The sequence below is a fragment of the Streptosporangium sp. NPDC050148 genome (assembly GCF_055586505.1).
On record NZ_JBVJIA010000010.1, the window covers coordinates 102112 to 115506 of the forward strand.

At 72.6% G+C, this 13395-nt stretch carries 17 protein-coding genes; 10 read left to right on the forward strand and 7 right to left on the reverse strand.

All coding sequences use genetic code 11. The annotated features are described in order from the left end of the window. Positions 1 to 86: 86 nt before the first annotated feature. A complete protein-coding gene (locus ACZ6RT_RS13790; protein ID WP_399192130.1) occupies positions 87 to 638 on the forward strand; it encodes a hypothetical protein in 552 nt (183 codons plus the stop codon). Positions 639 to 796: 158 nt separating this feature from the next. Here the strand turns inward: ACZ6RT_RS13790 and ACZ6RT_RS13795 are convergent, their stop codons facing one another. Continuing rightward, the gene (locus ACZ6RT_RS13795; RefSeq protein ID WP_470153690.1) at positions 797 to 2185 is read right to left on the reverse strand and encodes an amidase; all 1389 of its coding nucleotides are present in this window, start codon (positions 2183 to 2185) and stop codon (positions 797 to 799) included. Between the two features lie 280 nt (positions 2186 to 2465). Continuing rightward, entirely contained in the window at positions 2466 to 2966 is a 501-nt protein-coding gene (ybaK, locus tag ACZ6RT_RS13800; protein ID WP_470153692.1) for a Cys-tRNA(Pro) deacylase, read from the reverse strand. 99 nt (positions 2967 to 3065) lie between these two features. Between ybaK and hisD the strand changes: the two genes are divergently transcribed. From hisD to hisF, 8 genes are all read left to right on the forward strand, one after another. Continuing rightward, the gene (hisD, locus tag ACZ6RT_RS13805) at positions 3066 to 4373 is read left to right on the forward strand and encodes a histidinol dehydrogenase (protein ID WP_399192127.1); all 1308 of its coding nucleotides are present in this window, start codon (positions 3066 to 3068) and stop codon (positions 4371 to 4373) included. Positions 4374 to 4405: 32 nt separating this feature from the next. After that, on the forward strand, positions 4406 to 5476 hold the full coding sequence (locus ACZ6RT_RS13810) for a histidinol-phosphate transaminase (protein WP_399192285.1): 1071 nt from the start codon (positions 4406 to 4408) through the stop codon (positions 5474 to 5476). Further along, positions 5473 to 6093: an imidazoleglycerol-phosphate dehydratase HisB gene (gene hisB / locus ACZ6RT_RS13815; protein WP_470153694.1), complete on the forward strand. Its 621-nt coding sequence runs from the start codon at positions 5473 to 5475 to the stop codon at positions 6091 to 6093. Before ACZ6RT_RS13810 ends, hisB begins: the two co-directional genes overlap by 4 nt. A 25-nt stretch (positions 6094 to 6118) precedes the next feature. Further along, entirely contained in the window at positions 6119 to 6274 is a 156-nt protein-coding gene (locus tag ACZ6RT_RS13820) for a hypothetical protein (RefSeq protein ID WP_344904689.1), read from the forward strand. Next, the gene (gene hisH / locus ACZ6RT_RS13825; protein WP_399192125.1) at positions 6268 to 6903 is read left to right on the forward strand and encodes an imidazole glycerol phosphate synthase subunit HisH; all 636 of its coding nucleotides are present in this window, start codon (positions 6268 to 6270) and stop codon (positions 6901 to 6903) included. Before ACZ6RT_RS13820 ends, hisH begins: the two co-directional genes overlap by 7 nt. A gap of 66 nt (positions 6904 to 6969) precedes the next feature. Beyond that, positions 6970 to 7311 (forward strand): hypothetical protein, encoded by a 342-nt coding sequence (locus tag ACZ6RT_RS13830; RefSeq protein ID WP_399192123.1) that lies wholly within the window; start codon positions 6970 to 6972, stop codon positions 7309 to 7311. Between the two features lie 4 nt (positions 7312 to 7315). Continuing rightward, complete coding sequence (priA, locus tag ACZ6RT_RS13835) at positions 7316 to 8038, forward strand: bifunctional 1-(5-phosphoribosyl)-5-((5-phosphoribosylamino)methylideneamino)imidazole-4-carboxamide isomerase/phosphoribosylanthranilate isomerase PriA (RefSeq protein WP_399192121.1); 723 nt, start codon at positions 7316 to 7318, stop codon at positions 8036 to 8038. Between the two features lie 22 nt (positions 8039 to 8060). Beyond that, the gene (gene hisF, locus ACZ6RT_RS13840; protein ID WP_399192119.1) at positions 8061 to 8831 is read left to right on the forward strand and encodes an imidazole glycerol phosphate synthase subunit HisF; all 771 of its coding nucleotides are present in this window, start codon (positions 8061 to 8063) and stop codon (positions 8829 to 8831) included. Positions 8832 to 9220: 389 nt separating this feature from the next. Here hisF and ACZ6RT_RS13845 read toward each other — a convergent pair whose 3' ends face one another. After that, entirely contained in the window at positions 9221 to 9616 is a 396-nt protein-coding gene (locus tag ACZ6RT_RS13845; protein ID WP_470153697.1) for a hypothetical protein, read from the reverse strand. 331 nt (positions 9617 to 9947) lie between these two features. Between ACZ6RT_RS13845 and ACZ6RT_RS13850 the strand changes: the two genes are divergently transcribed. After that, positions 9948 to 10550 (forward strand): LGFP repeat-containing protein, encoded by a 603-nt coding sequence (locus ACZ6RT_RS13850; RefSeq protein ID WP_399192115.1) that lies wholly within the window; start codon positions 9948 to 9950, stop codon positions 10548 to 10550. A 148-nt stretch (positions 10551 to 10698) separates the two neighbouring features. On the opposite strand, the gene ACZ6RT_RS13855 is transcribed toward ACZ6RT_RS13850, so the two are convergent. The 4 genes from ACZ6RT_RS13855 to ACZ6RT_RS13870 all read right to left on the reverse strand — a co-directional run bounded on the left by ACZ6RT_RS13855 (position 10699) and on the right by ACZ6RT_RS13870 (position 13160). Further along, positions 10699 to 10932, reverse strand: a complete 234-nt coding sequence (locus ACZ6RT_RS13855) for a hypothetical protein (RefSeq protein WP_470153699.1) — start codon at positions 10930 to 10932, stop codon at positions 10699 to 10701. Between the two features lie 751 nt (positions 10933 to 11683). Continuing rightward, complete coding sequence (locus ACZ6RT_RS13860) at positions 11684 to 11845, reverse strand: hypothetical protein (protein WP_344904412.1); 162 nt, start codon at positions 11843 to 11845, stop codon at positions 11684 to 11686. A gap of 343 nt (positions 11846 to 12188) precedes the next feature. Next, the gene (locus ACZ6RT_RS13865; protein ID WP_399192113.1) at positions 12189 to 12464 is read right to left on the reverse strand and encodes a hypothetical protein; all 276 of its coding nucleotides are present in this window, start codon (positions 12462 to 12464) and stop codon (positions 12189 to 12191) included. Between the two features lie 63 nt (positions 12465 to 12527). Next, positions 12528 to 13160 carry a TIGR03085 family metal-binding protein gene (locus ACZ6RT_RS13870; protein ID WP_399192111.1) on the reverse strand — a complete coding sequence of 211 codons (633 nt, stop codon included), beginning with the start codon at positions 13158 to 13160 and terminating at the stop codon, positions 12528 to 12530. Positions 13161 to 13395 lie beyond the last annotated feature (235 nt).

Here is a 13395-nt window from a genome sequence, read left to right on the forward strand (position 1 = left end):
TAACGGGGTTCGCATCACGGCCTTGGGTGGCACCGGCCGGACGGATGGGTAACATCGGGCACATCAGCACAGAGGGTGAGGGAGCCATGGTGCGCGCTGTGCGTGACTTCGTGATCACCGTGCTGGTGATCGCCGCCGCCGGGGTCCTCGCCGGGGTGCTGTGGTCACTGGCCGCGCCGCGCCCCCCGTACGTCGTGACGAAGCAGGGACCGCTGCTGGCCGACCCCTCCACCCAGGCGCTGATCGCCGCGGACGGGTGGTTCGCCGTCGTCACCGGCGTGCTCGGGCTCGTGTGCGGGGCCGTCGGGTACGCGGTGTCGCGCAACGGCCGCCCGGTGCCGGTGGTGGCCGGCCTGGCGGCCGGGGGGCTGCTCGGCGCGCACCTGGCGCTGCTGGTGGGCCGGTCGGTCACCGTGGGCGCGGTGAGCGTCGCCGCCTCCGGGGTGTCCGCCTCGGTGGTGGCCGGGCCGCTGGAGCTGACCGCCAGGGGCGTGCTGTACGCGTGGCCGACCCTGGCCGCCGGGCTCTTCTTCGCCCTGGAGGGCGTCGCGGGCTACCGCGAGTCCCCGCTGCGCCGCCCGTTCGGCGGGGACGACCCGTACGCGCCGCGGTCGACGTACGACATCAGCGACCGGTAGGGCGGCGGCCGGTTCCACGGGCGGGTCCCGAGGGCCGGGTTTGCGGCCGGAGCCCGTCGGCCGGGTCCCGTCGGCCGGGTTCTGCGGTCGGGGTCCACGGCCGGGTCCCGCGGGCCGGCTTTCACGGCCGGGGCCCGCGGGGGCGCACGGCGGGGAGGTCAGCGGGGCGGGCGGCGTGCGCCGTGGCCGGTGGCCCGCTCGAACGCGTGGGCCAGCCTCAGCACCGCCATGTCGGCGAAGGGGCGTCCGACGATCTGCACCCCCACCGGAAGCCCGCCCGGGGTGAAGCCGCACGGCACCGACGCCGCCGGGGCGTGCAGCACGCTGATCCAGTACGCCGAGCGCATCCAGGCCAGGTAGTCCGGGAGCCTCTCGCCGTTGATCTCCGAGACGTAGGGCGCCTCCACCGGGAACGGCGGCACCTGGCTGACCGGGGCGATCAGGAAGTCGTAGGTGCCGAAGAAGTCGTTCATCCTGCGGTACAGCCCGCTGCGCAGCCGCTCGGCGCGGGCCAGGTCGGCCCCGGTCACCTCGCGGCCCCGCTCGACGTTCCAGCGGACGTTGTCCCCCAGGCCATCCTGCGGCAGGTCGCCGTAGGACAGGGCGTAGTACCAGGCCCGGTAGATCCGGAACGCGTCCTCGGCGTCCGTCAGGTCCACGTCCACCCGCTCCACCCGCGCGCCCAGCGCGGCGAGCACGGCCGGGGCGTCCGCGGTGACCTCGGCCGTCTCGGCGTCGATCGGCAGCCCGCCCAGGTCCGGGCTCCAGGCCACCCGCACCCCGGTCAGGTCGAGGTCCAGCGGTTCGGCGAACCCGGCGCCGCTCTCGGCGATCGACAGCGGAGAGGCGGCGTCGAACCCGGCGACCACGCTCATCAGCAGCGCCAGGTCCTCGGCGGTACGGGCCATCGGCCCCGGCACGCCGAGGGTGAACCAGGCCGCAGTGGCCGACGGCGCGGGCACCCTGCCGGGGGTGGGCCGCAGCCCCGCCACGTTGCAGAAGGAGGCCGGGTTGCGCAGCGAGCCGCCCATGTCCGAGCCGTCGGCCAGCGCCACCATGCCGGTCGCCAGCGCGGCCGCCGCCCCGCCGCTGCTGCCCCCGGCCGACCTGGAGAGGTCGTACGGGTTGCGGGTGGCGCCGAAGATCTCGTTCACCGTGTGCGAGCCGGTGCCGAACTCCGGGGTGTTGGTCTTGCCCACCGTGATCGCCCCGGCCTCGCGCATCCGCCGCACGATCGGCGCGTCGGTGCCGGGCACGTGCTCGGAGAAGAGCGGCGAGCCGTACGTGGTGCGGATCCCCGCGGTGTCGGTCAGGTCCTTGTGCGCGACCGGCAGCCCGTGCAGCGGCCCCCGCCACCGGCCGCGGGCCAGGTCCCGGTCGGCCTCCTCGGCCTCCTTCCTGGCGCGGTCGGCGACCAGCGTGACGAGCGCGTTGACCTCCGGGTTGACCTCCTCGATCCTCCGCAGGTGCGCGTCGAGCAGCTCGGCCGCGCTGACCTGCCTGGTCCGCAGCAGCCGGAGCATCTCGGTAGCGGTCAGGTAGTGCATCTTTCCCCCGATCGGATACGACGTCGCGGACGAGTCTGGCCGATCGGCGAGGTGGGGCGCGTCGGCAACCTTCGACAGCGGGGGCGGCGGGGAGGTGGGGAAACGTCACCTGACCTCCTCGGGGGGACCTGCTCGCTTCGGGACTCAGGGGGCGTCGGGTGCCTCCCGCCCGATGGTCGCGCGGCCCTGGCGGGTGGTCGCGCGGCCCTGCCCGGCGGTCACGTGGTTCCGGAGAGCGGTCTCGTGGTCCCGACGGGTGGCCGGTGGGCTCGGTGGGGGGTCACGCGGTCCTGCCGATGGGGGCGGTGACGGCCTTGGTCAGGCGTACCAGGTCCGCGGGGGAGGTCTCGATCTGCAGCCCGCGCCGCCCGGCGGAGAAGTAGATCGTCTCGAACTCCAGGGCGGAGGCGTCGACCACGGTCGGCAGGAGCCTGCGCTGGCCCAGCGGGCTGATGCCGCCGACCACGTACCCGGTGACCCGCTCGACCTTGGCCGCGTCGGCCATCGCCGCCCGCTTGCTCCCCAGCGCCGCCGCGAACGCCTTGAGGTCGAGCTTGCCCGCCACCGGCACGACCGCCACGGCCAGGCCGCCCTCCACCTCGGCCACCAGCGTCTTGAAGATCCGCTCGTACGGCACCCCGAGCGCGTCGGCGGCCTCCTCGCCGTAGGCCTGGGCGTTCGCGTCGTGCTCGTAGGGGTGCAGGGTGAAATCGGTCCCGGCCTGGGTGAGGGCCACCGTCGCGGGCGTTCCCTGGCCGCCCCTGTTCCTGTTCTTGCTCACGCAGGGAGCGTAGCGGCTGAACGAAATCTACATCGTAAAGGCGCTGTCCGCATGGTGGACGTGACGATAACGGGTGGCGCGCCTCCGTAGACTGAACGGGTGATTTCCCGTACCGACCTGCGAGGGGCCCTCCCGGAGGACCTCCGCGACGTGCTGCCCCGTGCCGACCTCGACGTCGAAGCCGCCCTGGAGAAGGTGCGGCCCATCTGCGAGGACGTCCGCCATCGCGGGGTCGCCGCGCTGCGCGAGCTGACCGCCAGGTTCGAGGGTGTCGAGCTGGAGTCCACCCGCGTGCCCGCCGAGGTGATCACCGAGGCGCTGGCGAAACTCGACCCGAGGGTCAGGGCCGCGCTGGAGGAGTCGATCCGCCGCACCCGCCTCGTCCACCGCGACCAGGTCCGCGCCGACGTCACCACCCAGGTCGTGCCGGGCGGCACGGTCACCGAGCGCTGGATCCCCGTCGACCGGGTGGGGCTGTACGTCCCCGGCGGCCGGGCCGTCTACCCGTCCAGCGTGATCATGAACGTGGTCCCGGCCCAGGAGGCCGGGGTGACCTCCCTGGCGGTCTCCTCGCCCGCGCAGCGCGAGTTCGGCGGGTGGCCGCACCCGTCGATCCTGGCCGCGTGCGCGCTGCTCGGCGTGGACGAGGTCTACGCGGTCGGAGGCGCCCAGGCGGTGGCGATGTTCGCCTACGGCACCGAGGAGTGCCGGCCGGTCGCCATGGTCACCGGCCCGGGCAGCATCTGGGTCGCCGCGGCCAAGCGCCTGCTCAAGGGGCGGATCGGCATCGACTCCGAGGCCGGCCCGACCGAGATCGCGATCCTGGCCGACGCCACGGCCGACCCGGTGCACGTGGCCGCCGACCTGATCAGCCAGGCCGAGCACGACACGATCGCCGCCGCCGTCCTGGTCACCGACTCCGAGGAGCTGGCCGAGGCCGTCGAGCGGGAGCTGCCCCGCCAGGTCGCCGCCACCAAGCACGCCGAGCGGATCACCGAGGCGCTGGCCGGGCGGCAGTCGGGCATCCTGCTGGTCGACGACATGGAGGCCGGGCTGCGCGTCGTCGACGCGTACGCCGCCGAGCACCTGGAGATCCAGGCCGCGGGGGCGGCCGAGCTGGCCGCCCGGGTGCGCAACGCCGGGGCGATCTTCGTCGGCTCGTACGCGCCGGTCTCGCTGGGCGACTACATGGCCGGTTCCAACCACGTGCTGCCCACCGGCGGCTGCGCCTGTCACTCCTCGGGGCTGTCGGTGCAGACGTTCCTGCGGGGCGTGCACGTCGTCGACTACAGCCGCGAGGCCCTGGCCGAGGCGGCCGCGCACGTGTGCGTGCTGGCCGACACCGAGGACCTTCCCGCCCACGGCGCGGCGATCCGCGCCCGGTTCGACGGGGAGGTGCCGTCGTGACGGCTCCTTCGTCCGGTGAGGCCGGCGCGCCCGTGAGGCTGGAGGACCTGCCGATCCGGGACGACCTGCGGGGACGCACGCCCTACGGCGCCCCGCAGATCGACGTCCCGGTCAGGCTCAACACCAACGAGAACCCCTACGGGCCGTCCGCGTCCCTGGTCGCCGACCTGGCCGAGGCCGTACGGGGCGTCACGGGCGAGCTCAACCGCTACCCCGACCGGGACGCGCTGGAGCTGCGCCGGGAGCTGGCGGGATATCTGGGCCACGGCCTGGGCGTGGAGCAGGTGTGGGCCGCCAACGGGTCCAACGAGGTGCTCCAGCAGATCCTGCAGGCCTTCGGCGGCCACGGCCGGTCGGCGATGGGGTTCGAGCCGTCCTACTCGATGCACCCGATCATCACCACCGGTGCCTCCACCGAGTGGATCTCCGCCTCGCGCGAGGAGGACTTCGGGATCGACCCCGGCAAGGCGGTCGCCGCGATCGAGGAGCACCGGCCCGACGTCGTCTTCCTGACCTCGCCCAACAACCCGACCGGCACCGCGCTGGACCCGGCCGTGATCGCCCGGATCGTCGAGGCGGCTCCGGGCGTCGTGGTGGTGGACGAGGCCTACTTCGAGTTCGCCCGCACCGGCACCCCGTCGGCGCTGACCCTGCTGCCGGACAACCCGCGGCTGATCGTCACGCGGACCATGTCCAAGGCGTTCGCCATGGCCGGTACCCGGGTGGGCTACCTGGCCGCCCACCCGGCGGTCGTCGAGGCCCTGCTGCTGGTCCGGTTGCCGTACCACCTGTCCACGCTCACCCAGACGGCGGCGCTCGTGGCGCTCGCCCACCGCGCCGAGCTGCTGGGCGCGGTCGACACGCTGCGGGCCGAGCGGGACGCCGTCGTGGAGTGGCTGCGCGGCCGGGGGCTGACCGTCGCCGACTCGGACGCCAACTTCGTGCTGTTCGGGCTCTTCGAGGACCGGCACGCGGTGTGGCGGGGCCTGCTGGACCGCGGGGTGCTGATCCGTGAGGTGGGTCCGCCGGGGTGGCTTAGGGTTTCGATCGGAACGACCGAGGAGATGGCGGCGTTCCGCGCCGCCCTGGAGGAGATCCTGTGAGCATCACTGCCGGCGGCACGGCCGCGCCCCGTCGCGGTCGTGTCGAGCGCGTCACCAAGGAGACCTCGGTGCTGGTCGAGGTCGATCTCGACGGCACCGGGAACGTCGAGGTGTCCACCGGTGTCGGGTTCTTCGACCACATGCTGAACCAGCTCGGCAAGCACGGCCTGTTCGACCTGACCGTGAAGACCGAGGGCGACCTGCACATCGACTCCCACCACACGATCGAGGACACCTCGCTCGCGCTGGGCGCCGCGTTCCGCGAGGCCCTGGGCGACAAGTCGGGCCTGCGGAGGTTCGGCAACGCGTCCTGCCCGCTGGACGAGTCGCTCGCCGAGGTCACGGTCGACCTGTCCGGCCGCCCGTACCTGGTGCACACCGAGCCCGAGGGCATGGCGCCGATGATCGGCGCCGAGTACGACACGACGATGACCAGGCACATCCTGGAGTCGTTCGTCGCCCAGGCCGCGATCTGCCTGCACGTGCGCGTCCCGTACGGGCGCAACGCCCACCACATCGTGGAGGCCCAGTTCAAGGCGCTGGCCAGGGCGCTGCGGGCGGCCTCGGAGCGCGACCCGCGCGCCACCGGGGTGCCCAGTACCAAGGGCGTGCTGTGACCGGTTCCCAGGGGAGGGCGCGGCCGTGAGTGACAACTGGTCGGCGGTCGCGATGGCCTTCGTGGCCCTCTTCCTCGTCGGCGGGATCATCTCATTCATCAAACAGGGCCTGAGGCGGGGCGCGGTGCTGCTCGGCGTCCTGGCGGTCCTGGCGACGACGGCGGCGGTGCTGTGGTGGTGAAGAAGGTAACGGTTCTCGACTACGGCTCGGGCAATCTCCGCTCCGCGGAGCGGGCCCTGGCCCGGGTCGGCGCGGACGTCACGGTCACGGCCGACTACGAGACGGCGATGGAGGCCGACGGCCTCGTCGTCCCCGGGGTGGGGGCGTTCGCCGCCTGCATGGCCGGGCTGCGGGCCGTGCGGGGCGAGCGGATCGTCGCGCGGCGCCTGTCGGCGGGGCGGCCGGTGCTCGGCATCTGCGTCGGCATGCAGATCCTCTTCGAGACGGGCGTCGAGCACGGCGTCACGACCGAGGGCTGCGGGGAGTGGCCGGGCACGGTGGAGCGCCTGGAGGCGCCGGTCCTGCCGCACATGGGGTGGAACACGGTCAAGGCCCCGGCGGAGACCACGCTGTTCGCCGGGCTCGACGCGGCCACGCGCTTCTACTTCGTGCACTCCTACGGCGTACGTTCCTGGGAGCTGCACCCCGGGCCGGGCTTCGACGACCCGCTGGTCACCTGGGCCGAGCACGGCGTGCCGTTCGTCGCGGCCGTGGAGAACGGGCCGCTGGCGGCCACCCAGTTCCACCCGGAGAAGTCGGGCGACGCCGGGGCCCAGCTGCTCGCGAACTGGCTGGGGAGTGTCGGGTGAGTTCCTGATGACGTTCCTCGGCAGGATTTCCGGCAGGGTTTCCGGCAGGCCGCCGGTGAGGTTCCGATGAGCAGGGAGCGGGCCAGGCGGCGGGCCGAGCGGGAGGCGGAGCGGGCCCGTCAGGAGGCCCTGCGCGCCGAGCGGGAGGCCAGGCTGGCGCGCCGGCGCGAGCGCGTCGGCAGGGTGACCGCGCTGCTGCCCGGCAGACCCGTCAGAATCGTGTCCCAGGGCGGCATCATGGCCCGGCGCCGCCGGGCGCAGAACGCCGTCGCGGCGGTGCTGTTCCTGATCGTCCAGGTCATCGCCTGGCTACTCTGGTCCTCGTGGGCCGCACGGTTCGGCACCCTGGTTCTGTCCCTGTTGTTCGTACCGCTTTTCCTCACCCTTGTTTTCGACCGGAGGACCTGAACAGATGTCGCTTGAGCTGCTCCCCGCCGTGGACGTCGCCGACGGCCAGGCGGTCCGCCTGGTCCAGGGCGAGGCGGGCACCGAGACCTCCTACGGCGACCCCCTGTCGGCCGCGCTCGCCTGGCAGGAGGCCGGTGCGGAGTGGATCCATCTGGTCGACCTGGACGCGGCCTTCGGCCGGGGCAGCAACCGCGAGCTGCTCGCCACCGTGGTGGGCGCGCTCGACGTCAAGGTGGAGCTGTCCGGAGGCATCCGCGACGACGCGACCCTGGAGCTGGCGCTGGCCACCGGTTGCCGCAGGGTGAACATCGGCACCGCCGCGCTGGAGAACCCGGCCTGGTGCGCGAAGATCATCTCTGAGTACGGGGACCGGATCGCGATCGGCCTCGACGTGCGGGGGACCACCCTGGCGGCCCGGGGCTGGACCCAGGAGGGCGGGGACCTGTGGGAGGTCCTGGAGCGGCTGGAGGGCGACGGCTGTCCCCGCTACGTCGTCACCGACGTCACCAAGGACGGCACGCTGCGCGGCCCCAACCTGGACCTGCTCCGCGAGGTCTGCTCCCGTACGGACAAGCCCGTGGTCGCCAGCGGCGGCGTCTCGTCGCTGGACGACCTGCGCGCCCTGGCCTCGCTGGTCCCGATCGGCGTCGAGGGCGCCATCGTCGGCAAGGCGCTGTACGCCCAGGCCTTCACCCTTGAGGACGCCCTCGCGGCGGTACGTTCATGATCTGCCTTTCGAGGAGCCTGTGATGAGTGTCGCGGTGCGCGTGATCCCCTGCCTGGACGTGGACGCCGGGCGGGTGGTCAAGGGCGTCAACTTCGAGAACATCCGCGATGCCGGGGACCCGGTGGAGCTGGCCCGCCGCTACGACGCGGAGGGGGCCGACGAGCTCACGTTCCTGGACATCACGGCCTCCAGCTCCGACCGGACGACCATGTACGACGTGGTCAGCCGGACCGCCGAGCAGGTGTTCATCCCGCTGTCGGTGGGCGGCGGGATACGTTCGGTGGACGACGTGAACAAGCTGCTGCGGGCGGGCGCGGACAAGGTCGTCCTGAACACCGCGGCCATCGCCAGGCCCGAGCTGCTGACCGAGGCGTCGCAGCGGTACGGGGCACAGTGCATCGTGTTGTCGGTGGACGCCCGCCGGGTCGTCGACGGCCCGCCCATGGCCTCGGGGTTCGAGGTGACCACGCACGGCGGTCGCCGGGGCGCCGGCCTCGACGCGGTCGAGTGGGCGCGGCGGGGCGAGGAGCTCGGCGTGGGGGAGATCCTGCTCAACTCCATGGACGGCGACGGCACGCGTGACGGCTACGACCTGGAGCTGATCCGGCTCGTCCGGGCCGCGGTGTCGGTCCCGGTCATCGCCAGCGGCGGCGCCGGGGAGCTGGAGCACTTCCCACCGGCGGTGGAGGCGGGGGCGGACGCGGTGCTGGCCGCCTCGGTGTTCCACTTCGGGCAGTTGAAGATCGGTGACGTCAAGGAGACGCTGCGGCTGGCGGGGCATCCGGTTCGCTGATCCTGGTTTTCCTGGATGTGGTGATTCTCAGGGTGGGGCGGCGTCCGGGGTGAGAGCGGGCGGGGTTCGCGCTGCGGCGGGCCGGTGCTCCGGGCGGCCGTCGTGGCACGCTCCGGCGGTCAGGCCTCCGGCCTGGCGGGCGCGACGGTTACGCTTTTCCATACGCCGCCCGGAGCACCGGCCCGCCTCCGCGCACCGCGATCCGGCCGTAGGGGGTGCAGACCGTAGCCGCTCCGTCTCCGGCCGCCCAGGGTGCGCGCCGGCGCTGAAGCCTCCCTGCGGGACGGCCCGGGGGAGCCGCCGTAGCTGAAGCGCCCCCTGCGGAAAGGAGCGCAGGGCCGGGCCCTTCGGCGACGGTACGGCCCCCGTGACGCGGTGCGGCGCCGCGCTCACCAGCCGCCGGTGCCGAAGACGGTCTCGTCGCGGGTGCCGTCCGTGATCCACCACACCGACAGCCCCCGCTCCCACCCCGATTCCTCGGAGTAAGGGGCGGACCAGGTCAGCGCCAGCTCGTCCCGGCCGTCGCCGTCGTAGTCGGCCGCCGTCTGCAGTTCTGCCCGGCGGTTCGAGCCGGACTCCTTCCGGCCGGTCGGGCTTGTGGCCGGCCCGAGCCGCTGGGTCGTCTTCCCGCTACGACGCAGCCCGGAGCCTCCGCCGTGGAACAGCTCGACGCGGCCGGGGCCGAAGATGTCGTGGCCCAGGTCGACCGCGAGGTCGTCGTCCCCGTCGCCGTTGACGTCGCCGGGGTCGCGGCCGCCCTTTCCCTCGGGGGGCGGCAGTGCCACCTGCCTCTCCCGGTCCGGCCGGGGGGACGACGACGGCGGTGGTGACGGTGGTTCTGGCAGCAGCGCCGACGGGGTCACGTACGGCACCGGGGACGCGTCCCGCCCGGTGACGAGGGTGCATCCGCAGAGCAGCAGGGCGAGGGCCGGGAGCGTCAGGGTTCCCGTCTTTATTTTGACCTCCTATGTATTTATGGATATGTCGAGATATTAGGGCTTTGTAAGGTCGGATATGCGGCTTGCAAGTCATTCTCAAGGCGTGGATGCCGGGGTGAAAGCGGCTCATCGTACATATGAGGGGCAACAGCGAATCCCACCCGAAAGGACCACTTCCATGGGCCGCGCCTCTCGTTCACTTCTCGGTCTCGCCGTCGCCGTCGCGGCGAGCGCCACCGTTCTCGCCGTGCCGACCGGCGCGCAGGCCTCGACCGCTCACAGCGCGTGCGACGCGTCACTGGTGGCACCCGAGGGCAGCCTGATCGGCGGTCTGTGGCGCTCCAACGGTGGCCAGAGCAGCGTCTACGGCTGCCCCACCAGCAAGGAGTTCGGCTACCCCGACAAACGCGGCTCCTGGCAGACCTTCCGTAACGGCAAGATCGTCTGGTCTCCGAACCTGGGCAACGGCACCCTGGTGCGCGTGTACGAGAAGGGGAACAAAATCGTCTTCAAATGGAGCGGCGTGGGGCGCGACTGGGACTTCTTCAACGTCCGCTGGAGCAAGGACGGCGGCCGGGCCACCCAGGCCAAGGTCGGCCGGTTGACCCCGTGGAGCGGCCAGTACGTCATGACGCCCTACTGCGACGGCGACGTGTGCAGCACCACCAACGGGCACGAGGTCAACAGGTTCGCCTTCGTCGTCCAGGGGTGTGACCGCGGCACGTTCAGCTCCGACTGCGGGCCCTGGAGCATTCCCACGTCCATCCGGGTCGCGCACTGAGCCGTCGCGTCCGGCGAGCCGCGGGGGAGCGGGTGAGGGTCACGGCGGCGGGGGTGTCCGGGGGGCGGGGTCGAGCCGGTCGGCGGGGGCGGGCTCGATCCCGCGGCTCACAGGGCCGCTGACGGGTGGGACACCGGTGGGTGCGGGGTCAGGCGCCGGGGGCCTGCGAGGGCGGGGCCGCGCACCGGGGGGTGACGGTGATCGTGACCGTGCCGGTGGTGCAGCCTCCGGCGAGGGTGCACGCCTCGACCGGGACCGCCCAGGTGCCGGGCACCCGGGAGGCGCCGCCGAGCAGGCCGTCGGCGTCGATCGTGATCCCGGCGGGCAGCAGGGTGGGGTCGGGGACCCTGAAGCCGGGCGTCTCGCCTGCCGGGGCGGCCACGGTGATCCTGCCCCTCAGGGGCCGCCCGGCGGGGGCGCCGAAACGGCCGAGGACGGGGTGGGCCGCCGGGGGGCGGGGGACGGGCCGGGAGAGGGATCTGGGGCGTGACGTCGTCGGAGGCGTCGGGGCGGTCGGGGCCATCGTGGTCGGGGGTACCGGGGTGGCCGGGGAGCCGGGGAAGGGGAGGGACGGGTCCGGGTCCGGGGCGGGGACGGGGCGGGGGACCTGGAGGGGGGCCTGAAGGGCGGCGGGGGCCGGGATCGGGGGGCGGCCGGTGGCCGGTGGCACGGTCGTCGCGGCGGCCGGGGGGCCGTACGCCAGGACTCCGGCGATGATCATTCCGGCTCGGAAGAAACCCTGACTGCCCCGCATGGACGATCCCCCGTACGAGAAACGGACCTTGCCCTCACGATGCCGGAGAGATCATCAAGGGAGCGCCTCGATGCCCTCCGCGGTCACCCATGATCGGGTCAGGGCGTTCGCCGTACGGGTGACGATGTCACGTCGTGCGAGGTGTGTCCGTACCGCTCTGTACGGTGGGGCCGCGCGGCTTCGGGCGGCGGAGGGGGGTGTGGCCTGGTACCGGGGTCACCGGCCGGAGTGCCGTCGTCGCGGTGGCCGCGCGTCGTTTCCGGGAAGGGCTGGGCGATCGTGTGGCGGTCCGGGGTCCGGGAGAGGTTCGCGCTCCCCCATGGATCGGCCGGGAGCGCGGTGACGATGGTTCAGGGCGGGGCCGGGCCTCGCCCGACGGTCAGTTGAGCACTCGGGTGACGAACAGAGCCAATCGATCCGCTCCGGTCACGATTCCGTCGAAGACTCCGTTGACCGCACTCGCCGCTTCGGCGGGTTTGGTGAACAGATAGAAGACCACGAACGCTACCGCGAGGTAGGTGAGGACCTTCTTGACCTGCATGGGGGCCTCCTGGCAGTTCCAATCCCAGCCGTATATACCCGAATTTTATCGATCTTTGGCATCTGCGGCCCGGGTGGCTCCCGGATTTTGATGATCATACCCGGCCCACGGGGACGAGCCGTGGTCCGGTCGTGAGTCTGGCATAGGTCACACCCGCCATGGTGCGGTCGCGAGGCGATCCTGTCCAATGTTCACTGCCAGGTATACCGGTAGGGCTACGCCTCCGGGGGGACCGTGACCGATCCGGGACGCTCGCGAGGGGCTCCGGTGGCCCGCGCGCGGCTCCGGGCAGGGGCGGCGGGCCGGACCCCGCCGCCCGGACGGTCCGTCGTGGGGGCAGGGGTCACGCGACGAAGCCGTGGAACCGCGTGACCTCCTGGTCACGGTGGTATACCACGACCTCCGTGGGGCCCATCAGGCTCTGGTGCACCTCGGCGTGGACGGCGGAACCGTCCGGCATGGTGCCCTTGAGGGTGAAGTCTCCGGCCGCCTTGGCGCTGTCGATCTCCCGGCCGTCGACCAGGAGGGTCCAGCGGGCGTGGACGGGACCGGTCTTGCCGGTCACCTCCACCGTGTGGCCGTCGATGTGGACGCTGTAGTCATCGCTCGTGAGGCTCATCGCCACTGATTTCCCGGGAGGCAGGGGTCCTAACGCGCGAGCCGGGATGCTTTCACGGCGGTCTCAGACGCCCAGGGGGGCGTCCATCAGCCGGGCGACGGCATCGTCGTCGCCGCTGACGTCGACCTTGGCGTGCGACTGGCGGCCGAAGCAGAACAGCAGCAGTTCCCCGGCCCGGCCGGTCACCTCGACCTGCTGCGTGGCGTCCCTGGGGCCGCCGATGGCCACGCCCCCGCCGATGCGGTGCAGGATCACGCGGACGGGGGAGCGGCGCAGGAACACCCGGATGCCCGCGCGCACCTGCTTCCAGAACCGTTCCTCGAGGTCGCCGGAGAGTTCGCGCGGCTCCCAGACCCGCTGGGCACGCCGTACGTCCTCGTGGTGGACGAAGTACTCCGTGGTGTTGACCATCCCGTCCAGGCCCGGCACCCGGTAGAGCCCGCCCGGTCCGGAGCGCACCAGCTCGACGAGGCCGGTGTAGCCCTTGGTGGACTTGAGGGCCTCCTGCACCCTGGCGGTGTGCCCGGCCAGCGGCTTGAGCAGGATGCCCCCGGCGGCGTCGGGGCGGCGTTCGCGGAGCACGAGGTGGGCGGCGAGGTCGAAGGTGGTCCATCCCTCGCACAGGGTGGGGGCGTCCGGGCCGAGCCGGGTGAACAGGTCGGCGAGCGCGGCGCGCTCGGAGCTGGCGTGGGACATCGGATACCTCCGTGGCGGTCCGGAGCGCGGGCTCCGGGGCTCGAACCCCCGCCTGCGGCACTAGGGAGGAGGTCGATCGATCATTCTACCAACGCCGCCGTACGGGGGGCCGAGGCGCGGGGTGGGGAACTCGCCGAACAGGTCGGGAATAACCGCATGATCATCTGTGATAGGGACTTAGGTAGAAACAGGCTTGAAACAATCTTCTCCGAAGGGACATCCCCCGCGTGTCGAG

What these genes read in the sequence shown, in the direction of transcription:
- ACZ6RT_RS13790 (WP_399192130.1), top strand. Translation starts at nt 87, where the DNA reads ATGGTGCGCGCTGTGCGTGACTTCGTGATCACCGTGCTGGTGATCGCC.
- ACZ6RT_RS13795 (WP_470153690.1), bottom strand. Translation starts at nt 2,185, where the DNA reads ATGCACTACCTGACCGCTACCGAGATGCTCCGGCTGCTGCGGACCAGG.
- ACZ6RT_RS13830 (WP_399192123.1), top strand. Translation starts at nt 6,970, where the DNA reads ATGAGCAGGGAGCGGGCCAGGCGGCGGGCCGAGCGGGAGGCGGAGCGG.
- priA (WP_399192121.1), top strand. Translation starts at nt 7,316, where the DNA reads ATGTCGCTTGAGCTGCTCCCCGCCGTGGACGTCGCCGACGGCCAGGCG.
- hisF (WP_399192119.1), top strand. Translation starts at nt 8,061, where the DNA reads ATGAGTGTCGCGGTGCGCGTGATCCCCTGCCTGGACGTGGACGCCGGG.
- ACZ6RT_RS13850 (WP_399192115.1), top strand. Translation starts at nt 9,948, where the DNA reads ATGGGCCGCGCCTCTCGTTCACTTCTCGGTCTCGCCGTCGCCGTCGCG.
- ACZ6RT_RS13860 (WP_344904412.1), bottom strand. Translation starts at nt 11,845, where the DNA reads ATGCAGGTCAAGAAGGTCCTCACCTACCTCGCGGTAGCGTTCGTGGTC.
- ACZ6RT_RS13865 (WP_399192113.1), bottom strand. Translation starts at nt 12,464, where the DNA reads ATGAGCCTCACGAGCGATGACTACAGCGTCCACATCGACGGCCACACG.
- ACZ6RT_RS13870 (WP_399192111.1), bottom strand. Translation starts at nt 13,160, where the DNA reads ATGTCCCACGCCAGCTCCGAGCGCGCCGCGCTCGCCGACCTGTTCACC.